Origin of the sequence: Herbiconiux sp. VKM Ac-2851, from assembly GCF_013205105.1 — a bacterium.
Taxonomy (GTDB): domain Bacteria; phylum Actinomycetota; class Actinomycetes; order Actinomycetales; family Microbacteriaceae; genus Herbiconiux; species Herbiconiux flava.
Genome location: NZ_JABMLJ010000001.1, coordinates 767,070 through 789,717, shown reverse-complemented (window position 1 = coordinate 789,717; position 22,648 = coordinate 767,070). Strand labels below are relative to the sequence as shown.

19 protein-coding genes, 1 tRNA gene and 1 other RNA gene are annotated in these 22,648 nt (G+C 69.6%); 10 read left to right on the top strand and 11 right to left on the bottom strand.

Annotated features, from left to right (window positions below):
• Window positions 1-72: 72 nt before the first annotated feature.
• A complete protein-coding gene (aceE, locus tag HQQ85_RS03635) occupies window positions 73-2,799 on the bottom strand; it encodes a pyruvate dehydrogenase (acetyl-transferring), homodimeric type (protein WP_173181123.1) in 2,727 nt (908 codons plus the stop codon).
• A gap of 231 nt (window positions 2,800-3,030) precedes the next feature.
• Here aceE and HQQ85_RS03630 point away from each other — a divergent pair, with 231 nt between their 5' ends.
• Genes HQQ85_RS03630 through HQQ85_RS03620 form a run of 3 tightly spaced genes read left to right on the top strand, consistent with a single transcriptional unit; the run spans window position 3,031 to window position 5,099 of the window.
• Window positions 3,031-3,504 carry a peroxiredoxin gene (locus tag HQQ85_RS03630; protein ID WP_173181122.1) on the top strand — a complete coding sequence of 158 codons (474 nt, stop codon included), beginning with the start codon at window positions 3,031-3,033 and terminating at the stop codon, window positions 3,502-3,504.
• Between the two features lie 48 nt (window positions 3,505-3,552).
• The gene (locus HQQ85_RS03625) at window positions 3,553-4,206 is read left to right on the top strand and encodes a SatD family protein (protein ID WP_173181121.1); all 654 of its coding nucleotides are present in this window, start codon (window positions 3,553-3,555) and stop codon (window positions 4,204-4,206) included.
• Window positions 4,203-5,099: a hypothetical protein gene (locus tag HQQ85_RS03620; protein ID WP_173181120.1), complete on the top strand. Its 897-nt coding sequence runs from the start codon at window positions 4,203-4,205 to the stop codon at window positions 5,097-5,099. The genes HQQ85_RS03625 and HQQ85_RS03620 overlap by 4 nt, the downstream gene beginning before the upstream one ends.
• Before the next feature lie 32 nt (window positions 5,100-5,131).
• Here the strand turns inward: HQQ85_RS03620 and HQQ85_RS03615 are convergent, their stop codons facing one another.
• Entirely contained in the window at window positions 5,132-5,851 is a 720-nt protein-coding gene (locus HQQ85_RS03615) for a DUF1345 domain-containing protein (protein ID WP_173181119.1), read from the bottom strand.
• A gap of 49 nt (window positions 5,852-5,900) precedes the next feature.
• Between HQQ85_RS03615 and HQQ85_RS03610 the strand changes: the two genes are divergently transcribed.
• A tRNA-Val gene (locus tag HQQ85_RS03610) sits at window positions 5,901-5,973 on the top strand.
• 244 nt (window positions 5,974-6,217) lie between these two features.
• On the opposite strand, the gene HQQ85_RS03605 is transcribed toward HQQ85_RS03610, so the two are convergent.
• From HQQ85_RS03605 to HQQ85_RS03595, 3 genes are all read right to left on the bottom strand, one after another.
• Complete coding sequence (locus HQQ85_RS03605) at window positions 6,218-6,436, bottom strand: hypothetical protein (protein ID WP_173181118.1); 219 nt, start codon at window positions 6,434-6,436, stop codon at window positions 6,218-6,220.
• Window positions 6,437-6,614: 178 nt separating this feature from the next.
• Window positions 6,615-7,040 carry a hypothetical protein gene (locus HQQ85_RS03600; protein WP_173181117.1) on the bottom strand — a complete coding sequence of 142 codons (426 nt, stop codon included), beginning with the start codon at window positions 7,038-7,040 and terminating at the stop codon, window positions 6,615-6,617.
• Window positions 7,041-7,122: 82 nt separating this feature from the next.
• Window positions 7,123-7,731 (bottom strand): hypothetical protein, encoded by a 609-nt coding sequence (locus tag HQQ85_RS03595; RefSeq protein ID WP_173181116.1) that lies wholly within the window; start codon window positions 7,729-7,731, stop codon window positions 7,123-7,125.
• A gap of 146 nt (window positions 7,732-7,877) precedes the next feature.
• Here HQQ85_RS03595 and HQQ85_RS03590 point away from each other — a divergent pair, with 146 nt between their 5' ends.
• The 3 genes from HQQ85_RS03590 to HQQ85_RS03580 are packed head-to-tail and all read left to right on the top strand — an operon-like array spanning window position 7,878 to window position 10,338.
• A complete protein-coding gene (locus tag HQQ85_RS03590; protein ID WP_173181115.1) occupies window positions 7,878-8,720 on the top strand; it encodes an SDR family NAD(P)-dependent oxidoreductase in 843 nt (280 codons plus the stop codon).
• A gap of 30 nt (window positions 8,721-8,750) precedes the next feature.
• The gene (locus HQQ85_RS03585) at window positions 8,751-9,569 is read left to right on the top strand and encodes a Nif3-like dinuclear metal center hexameric protein (RefSeq protein ID WP_173181114.1); all 819 of its coding nucleotides are present in this window, start codon (window positions 8,751-8,753) and stop codon (window positions 9,567-9,569) included.
• A 34-nt stretch (window positions 9,570-9,603) separates the two neighbouring features.
• Window positions 9,604-10,338, top strand: a complete 735-nt coding sequence (locus HQQ85_RS03580; RefSeq protein WP_173181113.1) for a zinc ribbon domain-containing protein — start codon at window positions 9,604-9,606, stop codon at window positions 10,336-10,338.
• 61 nt (window positions 10,339-10,399) lie between these two features.
• Here HQQ85_RS03580 and rnpB read toward each other — a convergent pair.
• From rnpB to panB, 4 genes are all read right to left on the bottom strand, one after another.
• Window positions 10,400-10,774, bottom strand: an RNA gene (gene rnpB / locus HQQ85_RS03575) — RNase P RNA component class A.
• Window positions 10,775-10,796: 22 nt separating this feature from the next.
• Window positions 10,797-11,576: a polyphosphate--glucose phosphotransferase gene (gene ppgK / locus HQQ85_RS03570; RefSeq protein ID WP_173181112.1), complete on the bottom strand. Its 780-nt coding sequence runs from the start codon at window positions 11,574-11,576 to the stop codon at window positions 10,797-10,799.
• On the bottom strand, window positions 11,573-11,761 hold the full coding sequence (locus HQQ85_RS03565; RefSeq protein WP_173181111.1) for an SPOR domain-containing protein: 189 nt from the start codon (window positions 11,759-11,761) through the stop codon (window positions 11,573-11,575). The genes ppgK and HQQ85_RS03565 overlap by 4 nt, the downstream gene beginning before the upstream one ends.
• A 51-nt stretch (window positions 11,762-11,812) precedes the next feature.
• Entirely contained in the window at window positions 11,813-12,646 is an 834-nt protein-coding gene (gene panB, locus HQQ85_RS03560) for a 3-methyl-2-oxobutanoate hydroxymethyltransferase (RefSeq protein WP_173181110.1), read from the bottom strand.
• A 98-nt stretch (window positions 12,647-12,744) separates the two neighbouring features.
• Here panB and HQQ85_RS03555 point away from each other — a divergent pair, with 98 nt between their 5' ends.
• Window positions 12,745-14,679 carry an alpha/beta hydrolase gene (locus HQQ85_RS03555; RefSeq protein ID WP_173181109.1) on the top strand — a complete coding sequence of 645 codons (1,935 nt, stop codon included), beginning with the start codon at window positions 12,745-12,747 and terminating at the stop codon, window positions 14,677-14,679.
• Window positions 14,680-14,794: 115 nt separating this feature from the next.
• On the opposite strand, the gene HQQ85_RS03550 is transcribed toward HQQ85_RS03555, so the two are convergent.
• Entirely contained in the window at window positions 14,795-16,531 is a 1,737-nt protein-coding gene (locus HQQ85_RS03550; RefSeq protein WP_173181108.1) for an NAD+ synthase, read from the bottom strand.
• A 56-nt stretch (window positions 16,532-16,587) separates the two neighbouring features.
• Here HQQ85_RS03550 and HQQ85_RS03545 point away from each other — a divergent pair, with 56 nt between their 5' ends.
• Together HQQ85_RS03545 and HQQ85_RS03540 are read left to right on the top strand one after the other, a co-directional pair.
• Window positions 16,588-17,925 (top strand): glutamine synthetase family protein, encoded by a 1,338-nt coding sequence (locus HQQ85_RS03545; RefSeq protein WP_173181107.1) that lies wholly within the window; start codon window positions 16,588-16,590, stop codon window positions 17,923-17,925.
• Between the two features lie 51 nt (window positions 17,926-17,976).
• A complete protein-coding gene (locus HQQ85_RS03540; RefSeq protein ID WP_173181106.1) occupies window positions 17,977-20,964 on the top strand; it encodes a bifunctional [glutamine synthetase] adenylyltransferase/[glutamine synthetase]-adenylyl-L-tyrosine phosphorylase in 2,988 nt (995 codons plus the stop codon).
• Between the two features lie 135 nt (window positions 20,965-21,099).
• On the opposite strand, the gene glnA is transcribed toward HQQ85_RS03540, so the two are convergent.
• Complete coding sequence (gene glnA, locus HQQ85_RS03535; protein ID WP_173181105.1) at window positions 21,100-22,524, bottom strand: type I glutamate--ammonia ligase; 1,425 nt, start codon at window positions 22,522-22,524, stop codon at window positions 21,100-21,102.
• Window positions 22,525-22,648: the final 124 nt, after the last annotated feature.

Genomic DNA, 22,648 nt, shown 5'->3' with positions numbered 1-22,648 from the left:
AGGCCCGCCGAGCCGCAGCTCAGCGGGCCGGGGCCCTTGACCGCGATCGATCGTGTGGTCATCTGCTCCGGGTCAGCTCTCGCCGCCCGCCGAGCCGGAGGTTCCGGCGGTGACGTCGTAGAGGCGGTACTTCTCGATCGCCCACGAGGGGGCGTTCTGGTCGACCTCGCCGCGGGCCGCGAGCTGCTCGAGCACGCGCACCACGACCGAGGGGCCGTCGATCTTGAAGAAGCGACGGGCCGCCGGACGTGTGTCGGAGAAGCCGAAGTCGTCGGCGCCGAGCGTGGCGTACTCGCCGGGGACGAACTGACGGATCTGGTCGGGCACCGCGTGCATGTAGTCGGTGACGGCCACGAACGGACCGTGCGCATCCTGCAGCTTGGTGGTGACGTAGGCCGTCTGGCGCTCCTCGGTGGGGTGCAGGAAGTTGTGCGACTCGGCCCGGAGGCCGTCGCGCCGCAGCTCGCCCCAGGAGGTGACCGACCACACGTCGGCCGACACACCCCAGTCGTTGGCGAGCAGCTCCTGCGCCTCGAGGGCCCACGGCACCGCCACGCCGGAGGAGAGGATCTGGGCCTTGGGGCCCTCGATCCAGCCCGACTTCAGGCGGTAGATGCCGCGCACGACGCCGTCGACGTCGAGACCCTCGGGCTCGGCCGGCTGCACGTGCGGCTCGTTGTACACCGTGAGGTAGTACATGACGTTCGGGTCGTCGTGCTGGCCGCCGTACATGCGCTCGAGGCCGGCCCGAACGATGTGGTTCAGCTCGTAGCCGTAGGCCGGGTCGTAGCTGACCACCGCGGGGTTGGTCGAGGCGAGCAGGGGGGAGTGGCCGTCGGCGTGCTGCAGGCCCTCACCCGTGAGGGTGGTGCGGCCGGCGGTCGCGCCGATCACGAAGCCGCGCGCCATCTGGTCGCCCGCCGCCCACAGGGCGTCGCCCGTGCGCTGGAAGCCGAACATCGAGTAGAACACGTAGATCGGGATGAGCGGCTCGCCCTGGGTGGAGTAGCTCGTGCCGATCGCGGTGAACGACGCCATGGCGCCGGCCTCGTTGATGCCCACGTGGATGATCTGGCCCTGGGGGCTCTCCTTGTAGGCCAGGAGCAGCTCCCGGTCGACGGAGGTGTAGGTCTGGCCCTTGGGGTTGTAGATCTTGTTCGACGGGAAGAACGCGTCCATGCCGAAGGTGCGCGCCTCGTCGGGGATGATCGGCACCACGCGGTTGCCGAAGTCCTTCGAGCGGGTCAGGTCCTTCAGCAGGCGCACGAACGCCATCGTCGTCGCGATCTCCTGCGTGCCGGAGCCCTTCTTGAGGGTCTGGTAGCTGGAGTCGTCGGGCAGCGTGATGGCGGTGTGCTTGGTGCGGCGCTCGGGCAGGTAGCCGCCGAGCGCGCGCCGGCGCTCGTGCAGGTACTGGATGGCCTCGTCGTCCTCGCCCGGCTTGTAGTAGGGCGGGAGGTAGGGGTTCTCCTCGAGCTGCGCGTCGGAGATGGGGATGTGCATCTCGTCGCGGAACATCTTGAGGTTGTCGAGCGTCATCTTCTTCATCTGGTGGGTCGCGTTGCGGCCCTCGAACGACGGTCCGAGGCCGTAGCCCTTGATCGTGTGCGCCAGGATGACGGTGGGCTGGCCTTTGTGCTCGGACGCCGCCTTGAACGCCGCGTAGACCTTGCGGTAGTCGTGGCCGCCGCGCTTGAGGTTCCAGATCTCGTCGTCGGAGTAGCCCTCGACGAGCTTCAGGGCCCGCGGGTCGCGGCCGAAGAAGTTCTCGCGCACGTAGGCGCCCGACTCGGCCTTGTAGGTCTGGAAGTCGCCGTCGGGAACCGTGTTCATCAGGTTCAGCAGGGCACCGTCGGTGTCGCGGGCGAGCAGGTCGTCCCACTCGCGGCCCCAGATGACCTTGATGACGTTCCAGCCGGCACCGCGGAAGAAGCTCTCGAGCTCCTGGATGATCTTGCCGTTGCCGCGCACCGGGCCGTCGAGACGCTGCAGGTTGCAGTTGATCACGAAGTTGAGGTTGTCGAGACCGTCGTTGGCGGCGACCTGCAGCTGGCCGCGGCTCTCGACCTCGTCCATCTCGCCGTCGCCGAGGAAGGCCCAGACCTGCTGGTCGGACGCATCCTTGATGCCGCGGTTGGTGAGGTACTTGTTGGCCTGGGCCTGGTAGATCGCGTTGATCGGGCCGAGGCCCATCGAGACCGTGGGGAACTGCCAGAACTCGGGCATCAGCCGCGGGTGCGGGTAGGAGCTGAGGCCCCCGCCCGGGTGAGACTTCTCCTGACGGAAGCCGTCGAGCTGGTTCTCGTCGAGCCGGCCCTCGAGGTAGGCGCGGGCGTAGGTGCCGGGGGAGGCGTGGCCCTGGATGAAGATCTGGTCGCCGCCGCCCGGGTGGTCCTGGCCGCGGAAGAAGTGGTTGAAGCCCACCTCGTAGAGTGCGGCGCTCGACGCGTAGGTCGAGATGTGGCCGCCGACGGCGATGCCGGGGCGCTGCGCACGGTGCACGGTCATGGCCGCGTTCCACCGGATCCACGCCCGGTACTTGCGCTCGAGCGCCTCGTCGCCCGGGAAGGGCGCCTCGTTCTCGGGGGCGATGGTGTTGATGTAGTCCGTCGTCGGAACCATCGGGACACCGAGGTGCAGTTCTTTCGAGCGCTTCAGCAGGCTGAGCACGATGTCGCGTGCTCGGCCGTGGCCGCGGGCTTCGACGAGCGCGTCGAGCGACTCGTTCCACTCGGCGGTCTCTTCGGGATCGGAGTCGATGTGCCCCGAGGAGTACGGGTCCTGGTCGTTGACAGTCACCGGCGACCTCTCTTCTGTTGTTTACAGATCTGTTCTCGTCGGGCGCCCTTGCCAGGATGGGGTTCGGAACGCCACCGACAAGCCTACTGACTTAAACCGGGGATACCGCGCCGTTCGGCGAGCCCATAGCGCAGGCGGTTCGCATGAGGACGGTTGGAGTCTGAGCAGGAGGGGTCTAAGATTGCTTGCGCGTTTGCCGAGAGACACCCGGCATCGGAAAGGCAGCCGATCATGGCTTTGGAGAACGACACCCTCGCTCCCGATTTCGACCTCCCCAACCAGTACGGGGAGCGCATCCGGCTCAGTCAGTTCCAGGGCAAGAAGCCCGTGGCGCTGGTGTTCTTCCCGCTCGCCTTCTCGGGCGTCTGCACCAGCGAGCTCTGCGCCCTCGAGGACAACATCTCGCTGTTCGACGACGCGAACGTCAAGCTCATCGGCATCTCGGTCGACTCGAAGGCCACGCTCCGCGCCTGGGCCGAGAAGGAGGGCTACGACTTCGACCTCGTGGCCGACTTCTGGCCGCACGGCGACGTCGCCAAGGACTACGGCGTGTTCCTGGAAGAGAAGGGCTTCGCGAACCGCGCGACCTTCCTGATCGACACCAACCGCATCATCCGCGCCTCGTTCATCACCGCGCCCGGTGAGGCCCGCTCGATCGCCGCCTACCGCGCCGCCCTCGAAGACCTGCTGCCCGCCCGCGTCTGAATAAGCCAGCACCTTATATTCTCGAAATATAAGCGCTAGACTTATGCGATGGCCCCAGAACGCGCAGCGGTGATCGTGGACATCGTCGACTCGAAGAAGCTCGTCGATCGGCCCGCCGCCCAGGCGGCCATCGAAGGGGCCTTCGCGGGGGTCGACGAGCTGATCGCCCGTGATGTGCCGTCATCCGGCACCGAGCCCCTCGTCGCCACGGTCGGCGACGAGTTCCAGGCCGTCTATCCCACCCTCGGATCCGCGCTCGAGGCGACCCTCGCCGCCCGGCTCGCCCTCCCCGAGGGCATCGACTGCCGCTTCGGCATCGGCTGGGGCGAGCTCCGCGAGGTCGGCCGCGGCACCCGCGGCGCCGTGCAGGACGGTTCGGCCTGGTGGCTCGCCCGCGCCGCCATCGAGGAGGCGCACGACCGCGAGGATTCCCGCACCCCCACGCTCCGCAGCTGGTTCGCCACCGACGGCGACGTGCGGCTGGCCTCCGCCGTCAACGCTTACCTGCTCACCCGCGACCACCTCGTCAGCGCGATGAGCCCGCGCGCCCGCCGCCTCACCTACGGCACCATGCGCGGCCGCCTGCAGGCCGAGCTGGCCGATGCCGAGGGCATCTCGCAGGGAGCGGTCTCTCAATCCCTCCGGCGATCGGGCGGTATGAGCGTGCTGACCGCCACCGCCGCGCTGAAGGCGGCGCTGTGATCCTCGCGGCGGTGCTGCTCGCGCTCATCGGCAGTGCCGACATCGCTCGCGCGGGGTTGGTTCCGGATGCTCGGCCGCGCGCTCGCGCCGGTGTCACCGTGGTCGTCGTGGTGATCTGGGCCGTGCTGCTGGGGCTGGCGGCCACGGGGCTCGGCGTGCCTCCGCTCTGGCTCGCGCTGCCCCTGGTGCTCGCAGTGGGGTGGCTCGTCTCGACCGCGGCCGATGCCGGCGCCCGGCCGGCGGGGAGCCCGGCGGTCGCCCCGTCGCGGCACCCCCGGCTGCGCATCCTGCCCGCCATCGCCGTGCTGGTCGTCGTGGCCGGGTCGTTCTTCTGGAACCCGCTCGCCGGGCCGTCCGGGTACCTGGTCGACGGGCTCGCGCAGTCGCCGGTGCGGGCGGTGGCGGGGCTGGGGGTCTCGACGGTCGTGCTCGGGGCGGGCATCCTGCTGTTCCTCGTCGAGAGTGCGAACATCGTGGTGCGGTCGGCGCTGCGGCCCGCGCTGTTCGACGGGATGGAGGCAGCCGAGGAGTCACCGGTCGACGGGGGCGGACGGACCCTCGAGGTCGAGACGCCGGGGCCGTTCTTCTCGCGCAGCCGGGTCGTCGTGCGCGAGGGGGAGTCGGCGGGGTCGGTCGTGCCGACGGTCGCCGACCTGCGCGGCGGCCGCCTGATCGGGCCGCTCGAGCGCCTGCTGATCGTGGCCCTTTCTCTGGTGGGCGCGCTGCCGATCGTCGCCGGGTTGCTCGCGGCCAAGGGCATCGTGCGGTTCCCCGAGATCTCGAACGACCGGGCGGGCGGGTCGAAGGCCGAGTACTTCCTCGTGGGCAGCTTCGTCAGCTGGGCCCTGGCGCTGCTGGCGGCCGGGGCGCTCTGGCTATCAGCCCACAGCTGATAATCGCACGATATCAGCTCCAGGCTGATGTTTCAGCCCAGCAGGCTGACCCCACGGGCGATCACGAGGGCCAGCAGCACGAAGCCGGCGAGCGCCTCGAGGCCCATCAGCAGTTTGGTGCGATGGGTCAGCGGCATCGTGTCCGTGGGGCTGAAGGCCATCGAGTTCGACAGCGAGAAGTAGAGGTAGTCGACGAAGCCGGGGCGCCAGTTGCTCGACTTGGAGGAGTGGGCGGCGACCTCGTCGATGGCGTCGTCGTCCTCGTCCTGCGGGAAGCGGAAGTCGGCAGGCGGCAGCTCGCGGCGTGAGCGCTGGGTGCGCACGACGGGGCCGCCGCGGTCGAGCTCCCAGTAGAGCAGCGCGAAGCCGATCACGTTCGTCAGCCAGATCTCGAGGGCGCCGAGCAGCAGCGTCGGCCCGTCCTCGGAATTCTGCACGAGCATCGAGATCAGCACCACGAGCAGCACCTGGTTCGTCAGCCCGATCACGAGGGTCAGCGCGAGCCCGAGCCGCCGCGACATCGCCGTCTCGCGCACCAGCCGGTGCGGGTTGATCACGACCACCGCCACCAGCAGCGCCACGCAGAGCGCGATCACGCCGTAGCGCACGGTGCCGAACAGGCTCGGCGGCAGCAGCGCGTAGCAGCTCAGGATGACCAGCACCCCGATCGCGGCCGGCCACCGGTGCTCGGCCTGCGCCTTCTCGGTCTGCGCCTTAACGCCTGAGGCGCTCTCGCCCCCGTCATCCGTCACGCTCCGCAGTCTAGGCGGCTAAGCTTGCAGTGCCTGCCCACGCGCGCAGGGGCCTTTAGCTCAGTTGGTAGAGCGCCACGTTTACACCGTGGATGTCATCGGTTCGAGCCCGGTAGGGCCCACCCCCCCCACGCAGCGTGTCGACGGTGTTCGAGCACCACGAGGCGCCGCCATGGAACTGACGCTCCGGCAGCCGCACGAACTCTAAGACGACCACGTTCCAAACTTCGCGCCGACTGAGTCGACCTCGCCGGTGTCGAATTGCGGTGAAGGCTGCGCGGCCGACTCGGGGGATTGGGGCTCGAGCGGCGGAGAGGTCGCGCGGCATTGATGCGCGAAGAGGTGTTCACCTGAGGCGAAGTCGAGTCAACTGCCGAGACTGCGTTCGGCACGGACGGTGCGGTGAGCTCGAACACATAGCTTCGCCGACCGTACCGTCACATAGACGCTCAATCCGAGGACAAGCAGAACGAAGAACTGCCGCCGCCCGTCTTGCACGAAGAGGACGACGCTGACCACCCCGACAAAGACGGTGAGCGTGGCGCTGAAGACCGTCAGCACGGCCAGCCAGAGCGTTCCCCACACGCAGCCGACGGTACCGCATTCGGCGGGCTCACCGTGGCGGCGAGCACGTTCGGCCTCTCAGGGAATTGAATCCGGCCCGGCCCGCTTCGGGCATAGGTGAGGCCCCTGCTCCGGGTCGGCGCGGAACAAACCGCCCCGTGCCACCGCAGCCGCAAATCCGTGTTACTGATTCAACGCTTCACTCGTCCCTGAGTCGGTTGTGCTTCTTCGCGTACTCCATGGCTCTCGCCAGTCGGCGTGGGCTCTTCTCGAGCCGACGTGCGCCATGGTCGCCCAGCCAGTCCATCACCCCGAGAGCATCCATCGAGGAGCCGGGTAGCAGCGTCGAGCACGTACCGAACAGCAGTGCGCCGGCCAGGCCGACGAGGACGGCGTCATCCTCTGAGACGGGCACATTGGAGCTCACGGAGACGACGCACGTCCACATGGCTCCGAGGGAGCACAGGAGGGCGGCAGTGATGGCGACGCCGATTGTGATCTTCACCACTCGTCCGGCAGGGGCCATCGCCGCCATCTGAGGGGCTCTCCTGATTTCGAATCCAAGGATGAGGATGCCGATGGGCAAGAGGGTCGCGATCAACGCGGCGCCTTCGGTGCTGATCATGCCGCCGACTCTATCGCTCGGCGTTGGCCCCGAACGGGGTCACGTATGGGGGGCGATGCACCTGCCGATGACGCTCGCTTCGTTAGCGCAGCGGGACAGGCGCATCCAATACCGATTCGTCGAGCAATCTCGACCCAGTGGGGTCAAGCTGCGCAGAGAACCAAGGAGTAGGCAGATCTCCACGCTGCCACGCAAGGAGACGATCGACTGCATTGCCCGCACGACGAATCAGGGCGTCTGCCTGCGGGCGCACGTCCGGAGGGGCGCCGAAGTAGCCTTTCGCTTGGTATTCGACTACAGCCACCCAAAGTGCCTGCTGCTCCCGAAGAACTACGCCATAGACGCTCATGGCCCAATGTGCGATCGGCCGATCCGAAGCGACGAGGTTGGAATGGACGTCGATGATGAAGTTGGTGGCCTCCTGACCAGACAACCGATCCGGCGACGTCTGGCCCAGCGTCCCGAGCGAGAATCCGATCCGCGACGTCTCCACGATCAGGTTCGCAGCAGCCTTCACACCCACACCACGCCGCTCGTCCACTCGATTCGCCTCGGAGCGACGCATCTGCAACACCACCACGTACGCGGCCGCAGCCGCGGCAGCCAGCGGCACGATCAACGCCTTCACGAACTCCCAAAGCGCTGCGCCGAAGGACGTCAGGAGCTCCCAGACCAACCAATACCCCGTCATGCCGACACCATAGCTGGGTGCCGAGCAAGGACGAGCCATCGGACGTCCCGACCACGTCAGCCAGGCCGTCGGCCACCACTCACGTCGTCGAGGACGAGGAGATCTGGGCACCCCGCGGATTATGCCTGCGGTGCCAAGGTGGGGGGATGGGTGCGGAGCGGGTCGTCGTCGTGACCGGGGCGAGTTCGGGGATCGGGGCCGTGGTCGCCGAGCAGGCCGCCGGGCGGGGCGACCGCGTCGCCGTCGTGGGGCGGGACGCCGGGCGCACGCGAAGCGTCGCCGAGAGGGTGGGCGGCGAGGCGTTCGTCGCCGACTTCGCGCGGCTCGACGAGGTGCGGGGGCTCGCGGATGCGCTGCAGCAGCGCTACGGCACGGTCGACGTGCTGCTGGCGAACGCCGGTGGCCTCGTCTCGAAGCGCGGCACCACGGTCGACGGGCACGATCTCGGCTTCCAGGTGAACCACCTCGCGCCGTACCTGCTGACGCGGCTGATGCTGCCGGCGCTGCGCGGAGCCGCGGCCGAGGGGCGCGACGCCCGGGTCGTCGCGACGGCGAGTGCCGCGAACCGGTGGGGGCGCATCCGCTTCGACGACCTCGAGGGGCGGCGGAGGCCGTGGCTCGGCGGATGGCTGCCGTACTGCACCGCGAAGCTGGCCGTGGTGCTGACGATGAAGGAGCTAGCGCGGCGCGAGAGCGCCGTGCAGGCGTTCAGCGTGCATCCGGGAGCCGTGGTGACGTCGTTCGGAAGCGACTCGGTGCTGATCCGGGTGGGCACGGCGCTGACCGGCGGACACTGGGGCACGACCCCCGAGGCGGGCGCGGCACCGCTCGACGCGCTCGTGTCCGACGGGCCGGTGCCGGCGGCGAGCGGCACGTACTTCGACGGCCTCAAGGCCGGCGGACGCACGGCGAGGCAGGCCGACGACGCCGAGGTGGCCCGCGAGCTGTGGGAGCGGTCGGCCGAGCTCGTGGGTCTGCCGTCCCGGTAGGGCGAGGGCGCCCCCGGTAGACTCGCAGGCGTGCCGACCTCGCTTGCCGATCTGAACGCCGCCGTCGAACGGCTGTGGCCCACCGAGTTCGCCGAGGGGTGGGATGCGCCTGGCCTTCTGAGCGGCGCTCCGAGCGACGAGGTGCGGCGCGTGCTGCTCGCGGTCGACGCCGTGTCGGACACCGTCGACGAGGCCGTCGACACGAACGCCGACGTGCTGCTCGTGCACCACCCCCTGCTCCTCCGCGGTGTGACCACCGTCGCCGAGACCGGGTACAAGGGCGCCCTGCTCGCCCGGCTGATCCGCGCCCGCTGCGGCCTCATCGCCGCCCACACCAACGCCGACATCGTCGACGACGGCACCTCGTCGGTCATCGCCGCGAAGCTCGGCCTCGTCGAGACCCGGCCGATCGTGGCCGGCGCGCGCGAGGGCACCGGCCTCGGCCGGGTGGGGCGGATGCCCGAGCCCACCACCCTCGGCCGCCTGGCGCTCGCCCTCGGCGACGTGCTGCCCGCTACGGCCACGGGAGTGCGGGTCGCGGGCGACTACGACCAGCCCGTCGCAACCGTCGCGCTCTGCGGGGGAGCGGGCGACTCGCTGCTCGGCGACCCCGCCGTTCGCGGCGCCGACGTCTACATCACCTCCGACCTGCGGCACCACCCGGCCTCCGAGTCGCGCGAGCAGACGCTCGTCGCAGGCGGGCCCGCGCTCATCGACGTCTCGCACTGGGCCAGCGAGTGGCTCTGGCTCGAAACCGCGGCCGCCCAGCTGGCCGAAGCGCTGCCTGACGTCGTGTTCGCTGTGAGCGAACTGCGCACCGACCCCTGGGACTTCGTGGTGACCCAATGAACTCCGACCTCCAACGAACCCCGAAGGACACCCGATGAAGGCTCCCGCCGCCGAACAGCTCAAGCTCCTCGACCTCCAGGCCGCCGACAACCAGGTGGCGCAGCTCGAGCACTCCCTCCGCACCCTCCCGCAGGAGAAGCGCCTCGCCGAGCTGCAGCGCGACTCCGCGGCCGCCCGCGCCGAGTACGCCTCGGTCAGCGGCGAGCTCGAGAGCGCGCAGAACGAGATCAGCCGCGTCGAGGCCGACATCCACACCGTCACCGCCCGCGAGAAGCGCGACAACGAGCGCCTGCAGGCCACGTCGTCGTCGAAGGACATCCAGGGCCTCGAGCGCGAGCTCGAGTCGCTCCGGGTGCGCCGGCTGAACCTCGAGGACACCGAGTTCGCGGTGATGGAGCGCGTCGAGGAGATCGAGGTGCGGCTCGCCGCCATCACCGCCCGCCGCGACGACATCGCGACTGAGGAGCGGATGCTCGCCGGTGCCCGTGACGAGCAGAGGCAGCGCATCCTGAAGCAGCTCGAGATCGCCCGCTCGGCCCGCGACGCGGTGGCCGGCGGAATCGTGCCCGAGCTGCTGGCGCTCTACCAGAAGCTCCGCGAGCGCTACGGCGTGGGTGCGGCACTGCTGCAGCGGCGGGTGTCGCTCGGCAGCAACGTCGAGCTGACGGGCACCGACCTGGCGGCCATCCGCGCGGCGGCGCCCGACGACGTGGTGCTCGACCCCGAGAGCACCTGCATCCTCGTGCGCACCGACGAGTCGGGGCTGTAGCAGCGGCTGTGGCTCCTGCGCAGGGTCCCGGATGCCCGGCGGCGCGCTCCCGCCGGGTGAGGTGAATGGGCCGGCGATACGCCGGGTTCTGTAGGGAGCACGCTCCCTGACGGCCATCTATCTAGGAGCTGCGTCACCGCAGCCCTCGAGCGGTCTACCCGGAAGCTCCGCGAGCAGCCTCAACGCTTCCTGTCTGACCTTGCTCCGGGCGAGGTTTACCGAGCCGACCGTGTCACCACGGTCGCTGGTGGTCTCTTACGCCACCGTTTCACCCTTACCACGGGCCTGAGCCCTTGGCGGTCTGCTTTCTGTGGCACTGTCTCGCGGGTTGCCCCGGGTGGGTGTTACCCACCGCCCTGCTCTGTGGAGCCCGGACGTTCCTCGGCACCGCCTGGGCCGGAGCCCAGAACGGTGACGCGACCGTCTGCCGGCCCATTCACGTTGTCGAGTGTAGCCGTCTACTCCAGGAACGTCGTGCGCATGGTCGACAGGCTGGCCGCACCCAGGATGCCCGCGTTGTTGCGGAGCGTCGCGGGCACGATCGGCGTGCTGAGCTTCAGCAGGGGAAGAAACTCGTCGTGGTGCTTCGACACCCCGCCGCCGACGATGAAGCCGTCGGGGGAGAACAGGGCCTCGAGGCGCTCGTAGTAGACCTGCAGGCGCTCGGCCCACTTCTTCCAGCTGAGGTCTTCGCGCTCCTTGGCCGAGTAGGCGGCCTTCGTCTCGTAGTCGACGCCGCCGATCTCGAGGTGGCCGAGTTCGGCGTTCGGGGTGAGCACGCCGTTGTAGATGAGCGCGGTGCCGATTCCGGTGCCGAGGGTGGTCAGGATGATCAGACCGCTCTTGCCCTTGGCCGCGCCGTAGCGCACCTCCGCGAAGCCCGCGGCGTCGGCGTCGTTGACGAAGGTGATGTCGCGGCCGAGCGTCTTCTCGAACAGCTTCTCGGCCTCGAAGCCGATCCACTTCTTCGACACGTTCGCCGCCGACATCGTGACGCCGTGACGAACGACGGCCGGGAAGCAGATGCCCACGGTCGCTGACGCCGGGACGTCGCCGAGCGACTCCATCAAGTCGGTGACCGTCTTGGCGATGTCGTCGGGCTTGCCGCCCTCGGGTGTGGCGAACTTCTTGCGGTCGGTGAGCAGCTCGCCCGTCGTCACGTCGACGATGGCGCCCTTGATGCCCGTGCCGCCGATGTCGATGCCGACGGCGACGGTGTCGGGCGTGTTCTCCGTCACCGGTTGTCGTTCGCGTCGTCTTCGGCCCACTTCGCGCTGTTGGCGCGGAGGGTCTCGAGCGCGTGCTCGGCCTCCTCGTGGGTCTCGAACGGCCCGACGCGGTCGACGACCGAGGACACGTAGCCCTTCTCGACCTGGCCGGTCTTCATGTTGTACCAGTACTGCGTCGACGGATCGTCGCTCATCGTGTCCTCCGTGGGGCTCGGTTGTCAGGGGGGAGTGAAGGTGGGGAAAGACTATTCGTAGCTGTGCTCGGGGCCGGGGTACGCGCCCTCGGCGACGTCGCTGCGGAACGCGGTCACCGCATCCGTCAGCGCACCCCGCAGGTCGGCGTACTGCTTGACGAACTTCGGCACGCGGCCGGTGGAGAAGCCGGCGAAGTCGGTCCAGACGAGCAGCTGCCCGTCGACGTGGGGGCCGGCCCCGACACCGATGGTGGGGATGCGCAGCCGCTCGGTGACCCGGCGGGCCGCCTCGGCCGGCACCATCTCGAGCACCACGGCGAACGCCCCGGCCTCCTCGACCGCCAGGGCGTCGTCGATCAGGGCCGCCTCGCCCTCGCCGCGGCCCTGGATGATGTGGCCGCCGAGCCCGTGCTCGCTCTGCGGCGTGAAGCCGATGTGCGCCATCACCGGGATGCCCGCGTCGACGATGCGGCGGATCTTGTCGGCGCTGCGCACCCCGCCCTCGAGCTTCACGGCGTGCGCTCGGGACTCCTTCATGAAGCGCACCGCGGTGTGCAGAGCCTCCTCCGCGCTGTTCTCGTAGGAGCCGAACGGCATGTCGGCCACGACGAAGGCGCGGGACACGGCGCCCGCCACGCCGCGCGCGAGCGGGATCAGCTCGTCGACCGTGACCGGCACCGTCGTGTCGTAGCCGAGCACGTTGTTGCCGGCCGAGTCGCCGACCAGCAGGAAGTCGATGCCGGCCTCGTCGAAGATCTGCGCCGAGAGCATGTCGTAGCTGGTCAGACCCGTGATGCGGATGCCCGAGTCCTTCGCCGTCTGGAAGTGGCGGGTGCGCACGCGCTTGGAAACGGGCTTCTCCGACGGCGTCGTCTGCTCTGGCATGTCACCAGTCTAGTTCCGCGGGTTCGGCGGGCGGATGCGTTAGGTTGAGGGTCACGTAACCCGAATGCGTGATTCTCGCACTTGGCCGAAGGGGAGTCGTGGCCCGTCGTATCACCGTTCCGATCGCGGCGGCGACCGTACTCGCCGCCCTCATCCTCTCGGGGCCGGTGCTCGGTCAGCCGCCTGCCGCCCAGGCCGCGTCGATCGCCGAGCGCAGCTGTGAGGACGGGCTTCCCGACCGTGCCGTCTGCGGCACGCTGAGCGTTCCCGAGACCCGCGGCGACCCGGCCAGCCGGGCCATCGACCTGCCGTACGTGGTCATCCCGGCCGAGACCCAGCCTCCGACCGGCAGCCCCGTCGTCACCATGGCGGGCGGCCCCGGGCAGAGCTCGACCGCGATCGCCGAGGCCCTCGCGGCCGACCCTCGGATCGGCGGCACCCGCGACATCATCGCCTTGGCGCAGCGAGGCGGCCTCGAGTCGAGCGCGCCACTGGACTGCCCGGCCGCCTCGGCCGCCTACGTCGACACCTTCACCGACGACTCGAGCCCCGCGGCCGAGATGACGACCGTGGCCGTCGAGCTGAAGGACTGCCTCGCGGCCTTCGCCGAGCAGGGCGGCAACGTCTCGGCGTACACGCGCACCGAGACCGCCGCCGACCTGGTCGAGCTGCGCACCGTGCTGGCCTACCCGAGCTGGACCCTGTTCGGCGACACCTGGTCGACGAAGGTCCTGCAGACGGTCGCGACGACCGACTCGGCCGGTGTCGACGCGGTCGTGCTGAACGCGTTCAGCCCGATCGACCGCGACATCAAGGGCGATGCCTACGCGGCGCTCGAGAACGCCCTGCGCACGCTCTCCGAGCGGAGCGGCGGCGAGTACGCCGACCTGAACACCGACCTCGCCGACACGGCCGCTCTGTTCAGCGACGAGCCGGTGAACGGCCTGCTGACGAACCCCTTCACGAACCGGCAGCGCTACTACTCGCTGACCGGCTCCGACGCGGTGACCATCGTGCAGCAGGCGCTCTACGACCCCGAGACGGCTGCGGCCGTGCCGTACCTGCTGCAGCGCCTCGCCGACGGGGAGACGGATGCGCTCAACCCGATCGTCGATCCGGTGCTCGAGAACCTGTCGCGCACGAGCCTCGCCCAGTACTGGGTCGAGGCCTGCCGCGACGAGCAGCCGTTCTGGTCGGCCGACCCGCTCGAGCCCGTCGCCGAGGGGTCCGACGAGGAGCCGACGCCCAAGCCGGTGCTCACCTACCTGACGGCCGCCGACCAGCTCTGCGGCCCGCTCGGGCTGGCGGCATCCGCGGGGGAGACCCGCACGATCGTGCCGCAGCAGCAGCCCGCGCTGATCTTCGGCAGCGACACCGACCCGCTCGTGCCGCTCGCCGTGGTGCAGAGCGGCACCGGATCGTTCCCGAACAGCCAGGTCGTGACGCTGCAGGGCGCGGGCCGGGCCGGTGTGCTGGCCGACCCGTGCGGCATGGATCAGCTGGCGGCGTGGCTCGCTCAGACCGGCATCCCGGTCGAGACGACCTGCTCCGACCTTGCGGAGGCGAACCCGGCGATCTCGGCCGACGAGGTGCATCCGACCTCGCGCTTCGACTCGGTGGTCACGGCGGTCGAGGATCAGGAGCCGTTCCCGCTGACGATCCCGCTGATCTTCGGTGGCTTCGCGGGGCTGTGGTTCCTCGGCTGGCTGATCGCGGTCATCGTGCAGGCGGTGCGGCGCGAGTCGATCGCGCTGCTGATCGCGACCGGTATCGCGCCGGTGACCGGGGTGGCGTTCCTCGCGGCGCTGTGGGTGACGGTGTCGTCGGCGCTGGCGTCGAGCCCCGCGTTCACACTCGTGGGGGTGCCGACGGTGACGCCGTGGCTCGGCATCCTGCTTGGGGTGGGCTTCCTCGGGATCATCCCGGTCTGGCGCCTCGGCGGTCGCGCGGCGGCCACCCTGGCGGCCGCGGCCACCATCATCTGGCTGGGCATGATCGTCTGGTTCGTCTGGGTGGCAGTCCTCCCCAGCTGACCGGTGGGCGGCGCCGCACAACACCCGGCGCCGCCCATGCCGACCGTGCTCTGCTGACCCCTTGGTGATCGGACACGCCGCACGTACCGGGCCGCTCCCACCCGGCCCGCGGAATCTACAAGCTCGGCCGGTACGTGATCGGCAGCCGCCGGTCGCGACCGAAGGCCGTGCGCGAGATCTTCGGCCCGATGGCGCTCTGCCGGCGTTTCCACTCGGCGCGGTCGACGAGCGTGGTGATGCGCTGCACGGTGGCGGTGTCGAAGCCGAGCTCGACGATGTCGGCGATGCTGAGCCCGCCGTTGATGTACGCCTCGAGGATGGCGTCGAGCTCGTCGTAGTCGGGCAGTGAGTCCTGGTCGGTCTGCCCGGGTCGCAGCTCGGCCGACGGCGGCTTCGAGATGGAGTTCTCGGGGATCGGCGGCGTCAGGCCGAGCGACTCGGCGTGGGAGTTCCGCCAGCGGGCGAGCTCCCAGACGAGCATCTTCGGCACGTCCTTCAGCGGCGCGAAGCCGCCGACCGAATCGCCGTAGATGGTCGAGTAGCCGACCGCGAGCTCGCTCTTGTTGCCGGTGGTGAGCACGAGGTGCCCCTCCTGGTTCGACAGCCCCATCAGGATGACGCCACGCGTGCGCGCCTGCAGGTTCTCGGCGGCGATGTCGGTGAGCCCGAGCTGGTTCTCGAACGGGATGACGAGGTCGGCGATCGCCTCGGTGCGGTAGTGCAGCCCGATGCGCTCGGCGAGGTCGTCGGCGTCGGAGCGGGAGTGGTCGGACGACCAGCGCGAGGGCATCGACACGCCGAACACGCGCTCGGCCCCGATCGCGTCGGCCGCGATGGCCGCGCAGACGGCGGAGTCGATTCCGCCCGAGAGCCCGAGGATGACCGACGGGAAGCGGTTCTTCTCCACGTAGTCGCGGAGCGCCAGCACGATAGCGTCCCAGATCTGCTGCCGGTCATCCGGGAGCTCGGCGACGTCGGCGGCGATCGACGGCTTGGCGGAATCGAGGGCACCGGGGGAGAGCTCGATGCGCCGCACGTCGTCGGGCAGCTGCGCGTGCGTGGCCGCCTCGGGCTCGAGGTCGACGACGAGCAGGTGCTCGCGGAACTGCGGAGCCCGGGCGAGGATGCCGCCGTCGCGGTCGACCACGACGCTGTCGCCGTCGAAGACGAGGTCGTCCTGGCCGCCGACGAGGTTGACGTAGGCGACGATCGTGTCGGTCTCGGTGGCCCGGCGGGTGACGAGCGGCAGGCGCACCTCGTCCTTGTCGCGCTCGTAGGGCGAGCCGTTGATGACCACGAGGAGCCCCGCATCGGCCGTCAGCACCCTACTGACCGGGCCGCCGTCGCGCCACAGGTCTTCGCAGATGAGCAGGGCGACATCGATGCCCTTCAGCCGGATGACGAGCAGCTCGTCGCCCGGGATGAAGATGCGGTACTCGTCGAACACCGAGTAGTTCGGCAGGTGGTGCTTCGCGTAGCGGGCCACGACGCGCCCGCCCTGCAGCACGCTCGCGGCGTTCTGGGCGATGGCGGTGGGGGCGTTCGAGGTGCCGAGCAGGCGCGGCTCGAAGGGGCCGTCGGGATGCCCGACGATGACCGGCACGTCGCCCAGCCCGGCCTCGGCCAGCTCCAGGGCCAGGCGGTCGACCCGCTCGTGCGCGGCGGCGAGGAAGCTCGGCCGCATCGCGAGGTCTTCGATGGGGTAGCCCGAGATGGCCATCTCGCCGAACGCGACGAGGTCGCTGCCCGCCTCGGCCGCCTCCCGGGTCAGGCGGATGATCTCGCGGGAGTTCCCCTCGAGGTCTCCCAGCACGGGGTTCGTCTGGGCCAACGCTAAGCGAAGTCTCGGCATAGCCACTAGCCTAATAGGGGCATGAGCGTGTGCCGGAGAGAGGGTCTGTCCGCCTGATGGATAAGCAACGGGACTTCGTTCTTCGTACGATCGAGGAGCGGGGCATCAAGTTCGTTCGGCTCTGGTTCACAGACGTCGTCGGCACCCTGAAATCCGTCGCGATCGCCCCGGCCGAGGTCGAGGGCGCGTTCGCCGAAGGCCTCGGTTTCGACGGCTCCGCGATCGAGGGCCTCACCCGCTCGTTCGAGGCCGACGTGCTCGCGCACCCCGACCCCACGACGTTCCAGATCCTGCCCTGGCGGGGCGAGATCGACCCCACGGCGCGCATGTTCTGCGACATCACGACGCCCGACGGCCAGCCCGCCGTCGCCGACCCGCGCAACGTGCTGAAGCGCACCCTCGCGAAGGCCGCCGACCGCGGCTTCACCTTCTACACGCACCCCGAGATCGAGTTCTACCTGCTCAAGTCGTCGCAGTACGGCCCCGACGGCCCCGAGCCGGTCGACTCGGCGGGCTACTTCGACAACGTGCCCGGTGGCACGGCTCATGACTTCCGTCGCCGTTCGGTGCGCATGCTCGAAGACCTCGGCATCTCGGTGGAGTTCAGCCACCACGAGGCGGGCCCGGGTCAGAACGAGATCGACCTCCGGTACGCCGATGCGCTCACCACCGCCGACAACATCATGACCTTCCGCACGGTGATCAAGGAGGTGGCGATCGAGCAGGGCGTCTATGCGACGTTCATGCCGAAGCCGCTGTCCGGGCATCCGGGATCGGGCATGCACACCCACCTGTCGCTGTTCGAGGGCGACGCGAACGCGTTCTACGAGCAGGGCGCCGAGTACCAGCTCTCGAAGATCGGCCGCAACTTCATCGCCGGGCTGCTGAAGCACGCCCCCGAGATCACCGCGGTGACGAACCAGTTCGTCAACTCCTACAAGCGCCTCTGGGGCGGCGACGAGGCCCCGAGCTTCGTCTGCTGGGGTCACAACAACCGCTCGGCGCTCGTGCGCGTGCCGCTGTACAAGCCCAACAAGGGCCAGTCGTCGCGTATCGAGTACCGCGCGATCGACTCGGCGGCGAACCCGTACCTGGCCTACTCGCTGCTTCTCGCCGCAGGGCTCAAGGGCATCGAAGAGGGCTACGAGCTGCCGCCCGAGGCGGAAGACAACGTGTGGAGCCTCACCGACGCGGAGCGCAAGGCGCTCGGCTACGACGCGCTGCCGGCCTCGCTCGACCGCGCCATCAGCCTGATGGAGGAGTCGGAGCTCGTCGCCGAGACCCTCGGCGAGCAGGTCTTCAACTACGTGCTGCTGAACAAGCGGCAGGAGTGGAAGGCCTACCGCGCCCAGGTCACGCCGTACGAGCTGAAGTCCAACCTCGAGATCCTGTGAGTGCGGCCGCCCGGCCCCGTGCCGGGCGGCGGCTCCGCTGAAACGCGCCTGATGCCCCGTTCCAAGACCGCGCTGACCGATCTGGCGCGCCTCGGCTTCGCCCGGCTGAGCTGGGCGGCCGAGGAGCTGCCCGCCCTCGCCGAGGCGAGCGGTGTGCCGGTCGAGGAGCTGCTGCCCGCGTTCCAGGCCGCGGCCGACCCCGATCAGGCGCTCGAGGGCGTGCGGCGCTTCGGTCTGCGGTCGCCCGCGGTGCTGCAGCAGGCGTTCGCGGATGCCCGGCTGCGCACCCGCGTCATCCGGGTCTTCGGGGCATCCGCCGGTCTCACCGACTTCTTCACCCGGCACCCGCGCGAGCTCGCCGCGCTCGACGTCGAGATCCTGCGCCTGCCCGACGCCGAGGAGGCCGGACGGTCGCTGCTGGAGTCGGTCGGCGCCGTCGACGGCTTCTCGGCACTCGTCGGGGAGGACGCCTGGACGGCGCTGCGGGTGCGCTACCGCGTGCTGCTCGCCCTCGTCACCGCCTACGACCTCGAGCAGCCCGACCCGGTGGCGGGTGTGCCGCTCGTGGCCGCCGCCCTCGCCGACCTCGCGGCCGGCGCGCTCGAGGCGGCCCTCTCGGTGGCTCGCAGCCAGATCTCGACGAAGGGCAACGGCCTCTGGCAGTTCCCGGCGGAGGACGTGCGCGCGACCCGCCTCGCGATCATCGGCATGGGCAAGGCCGGCGCGGGCGAGCTGAACTACGTCAGCGACGTCGACGTGATCTTCGTGGGCGAGGGCTCGGGCGCGCTGCCCACGTCGAGCGCGATGGAGATCGCGACCCGCCTGGCGATGGTGACCATGCGCGGCATCGGCGAATCCGGTCTGGAACCCGGCCTCTGGGAGGTCGACCCGAACCTGCGCCCCGAGGGCAAGGCGGGCGCTCTCGTGCGCTCGCTCGAGTCGCACGCGGCCTACTACGACCGCTGGGCGAAGAACTGGGAGTTCCAGGCGCTGCTGAAGGCGCGTCCGCTCGCCGGCGACCTCGCGCTGGGCGAGGAGTACACGCGGCTCGTGGCGCCCCAGGTCTGGTCGAGCGCCTCCCGCGAGAACTTCGTCGAGTCGGTGCAGCGGATGCGCGAGCGGGTCACCGAGCACATCAAGAACGACGACGTCGAGTACCAGCTGAAGCTCGGCCCCGGTGGCCTCCGCGACATCGAGTTCACCGTGCAGCTCCTGCAGCTCGTGCACGGCCAGACCGACGAGACGGTGCGGCAGCGCGGAACCCTGCCGGCGCTCACCGCACTGGCCGACGCCGGTTACATCGGCCGCGTCGAGGCCGTCGAGTTCGGCCAGGACTACCGCATCCTGCGTCTGCTCGAGCACCGCCTGCAGCTGCGTCAGCTCAGCCGCACGCACCTGATGCCCCGTGACGAGTCCGAGCAGCGTGTGCTCGCCCGCGGCACGGGGCTCGCCGGCAGCGCCGCCGACCTGGTCACCCGCTGGACCGCCATCAAGGTGCGCGTGCGGAGCCTGCACGAACGCCTCTTCTACCGTCCGCTGCTCGCCGCCGTGGCCGCCCTCTCGCCTGACGAGCAGGCTCTCACGAGTGCGCAGGCCGAGGCCCGGCTCGCGGCGATCGGCTTCCAGAACCCGGGCGGCGCACTCGGCCACATCCGGGCGATGACGGCGGGTGTGTCCCGGCGGGCGCAGATCCAGCGCACGCTGCTGCCCGTGATGCTGCAGTGGTTCGCGAACGGGGCCGACCCCGACTACGGGCTGCTGGCGTTCCGCCGGCTCTCCGACACGCTGGGGGAGACCTACTGGTTCCTCCGGATGCTCCGCGACTCCTCGGGCGCCGCCGCACGGCTCACCCAGGTGCTGTCGGGCTCGCGCTTCGTGGGGGAGCTCCTGGAGCGCATCCCCGAGGCCGCCGCCTGGCTCGAGAACGACGAGGAGCTGCGCCCCCGCCCGCGCGCCGTGCTCGACGACGAGATGCGCTCGATCGTGGCCCGCCACGACACCCCCGACGCGGCCGCGATGGCCCTCCGCACCGCTCGCCGGCGCGAGGTGCTGCGACTCGCGATCGCCTCCATCCTCGGCATGGTCACCGTGCAGGAGCTCGGCAAAGGGCTGACCGACGTCACGACCGTGCTGCTCGAGGGCACGGTGGCGGTCATCCGCCAGTCGGCCGCCCTCGCGCACGGCGACGGCATCGAGTTCGCGATCATCGGCATGGGCCGCTACGGTGGCGGCGAGCTCGGCTTCGGCTCCGACGCCGACGTGCTCTACGTCTTCCGCCCGGTGCGCGTCGACACGGCGACGGGTCAGTCGGTGGCGCAGTTCATCGTGAACGAGCTGGTGCGCCTGACCGAGGATGCGCGGCTGCCGCTCGACCTCGACATCGATCTGCGTCCCGAGGGCAAGAACGGCCCCGCGGTGCGCTCCTTCGCGTCGTACGCCACCTACTACGAGCGCTGGTCGCTGACCTGGGAGGCGCAGGCGCTGCTCCGCGCGAACGGCGTGGCCGGCGACCGCGCGCTGATCGAGGACTTCCACGCCCTGGCAGACACCGTGCGCTACCCCTCGACGCTCTCGGAGACCGAGGCCCGCGAGGTCAAGCGGATCAAGGCCCGGGTCGAGAAGGAGCGGCTTCCGCAGGGTGCCGACCCGGCTCGGCACCTGAAGCTCGGCCGCGGCTCCCTGAGCGACGTCGAGTGGTACGTGCAGCTGCTGCAGCTGCAGAACGCCTCGCCGATCCCGTCGCTCCGCACGACGTCGACGCTGCTCGCCCTCGCCGCCGAGGAGGCGGCCGGGCTGATCAACCACGACGACGCCCGGAAGCTGCGGGAGGCCTGGATCTTCGCGTCCCGGGCGCGCTCGGCCATGACCCTCTGGACGAACAAGACCTCCGACGTGCTGCCGTCCGACCGCCGCTCGCTCGAGGGCGTCGCGCGACTGCTGGAGTACCCTCCGGGTTCGGCGTCGCAGCTCGAGGAGGACTACCTCGGGGTCACCCGCCGCTCGCGCACGGTGTTCGAGCGGCTGTTCTACGGGCAGTAGGGGTTCGCGGCCGCGCCGGGGCTCGGTGCCGTGGCGTCGTGACGGCTCGGGGCGCTGCCGCGCATCCCCCCGCCCGCTGCGACGACAAGGGCCGCACCCTCGCGAGAGGATGCGGCCCGTGATCGTGCGGAGTGCTTAAACGCCGTAGTAGAGCTCGAACTCGAAGGGGTGCGGGCGCTGGGCGATGGGCTTGATCTCGTTCTCGCGCTTGTACGAGATCCAGGTCTCGATCAGGTCGGGAGTGAAGACGTTGCCCTTGGTGAGGAACTCGTGGTCGGCCTCGAGCGCGTCGAGCGCGGCATCGAGCGTCGCGGGAACCTGCGGGATGTTCTTCGCCTCCTCGGGGGGAAGCTCGTACAGGTCCTTGTCGACGGGCTCGTGCGGCTCGATGCGGTTGGCGATGCCGTCGAGGCCCGCCATCAGCTGCGCGGCGAACGCGAGGTACGGGTTGCCCGAGGCGTCGGGCGCACGGAACTCGATGCGCTTGGCCTTGGGGTTGGTGCCCGTGATCGGGATGCGGATCGACGCCGAGCGGTTTCCGGCCGAGTAGACCAGGTTCACGGGGGCCTCGAAGCCGGGCACCAGGCGGTGGTAGGAGTTCACCGTCGGGTTCGTGAAGGCGAGCACCGCGGGGGCGTGCTTCAGCAGGCCGCCGATGTACCAGCGCGCGAGGTCGCTGAGCCCGCCGTAGCCGGCCTCGTCGTAGAACAGCGGGGTGCCGTCGTTCCACAGCGACTGGTGGGTGTGCATGCCCGAGCCGTTGTCACCGAAGAGGGGCTTCGGCATGAACGTCGCGGTCTTGCCCCAGAGGTTCGCCGTGTTCTTCACGATGTACTTGAACTTCAGGATGTCGTCGGCCGCGTGCACCATGGTGTCGAAGCGGTAGTTGATCTCACCCTGGCCGGCGGTGCCGACCTCGTGGTGCGAGCGCTCGAGGATGAGGCCGGCGTCGATCAGCTTGAGGCAGATGTCGTCGCGCAGGTCGGCGTGCTGGTCGACCGGGCTGACGGGGAAGTAGCCGCCCTTGTAGGGGGTCTTGTTGGCGAGGTTTCCACCCTCCTCCTCGCGACCGGTGTTCCACGCGGCCTCGCTGGAGTCGACCGAGTAGAAGCTCGAGTTCTGCTTCACCTCGTAGCGCACGTCGTCGAAGATGTAGAACTCGGCCTCGGGGGCGAAGAACGCGGTGTCGGCGATGCCGGTGGACGCGAGGTACTTCTCGGCCTTCTTGGCCACCTGACGCGGGTCGCGCGAGTAGATCTCGCCGTTCCGCGGGTTGTAGATGTCGAAGACGATGATGAGGGTGCGCTCGGCCCGGAAGGGGTCGACGTAAGCCGTGGAGACGTCAGGGATGAGCTGCATGTCCGACTCGTGGATCGACGCGAAACCGCGGATCGACGAGCCATCGAAGAGCTGTCCGACCGCGAAGAACTCCTCGTCGACGGTGGAGGCGGGGATGTTGAAGTGCTGCTGGACCCCGGGAAGGTCCGTGAATCGGATGTCGAGGAACTTGACATCCGTGTCCTTGATGAACTTGAGCACCTCGGAAGAATCACTGAACATGTGAGAGATCTCCAAATGGCTTGGTACAGAAAAAGCTGCAGATGCAGCCACTCGTCAGGATAGAGGCAGGGGGTTGCCCGACTGTGTCGCGGTTGTTTCCGGGATGTTACGGCTTCACCGATTG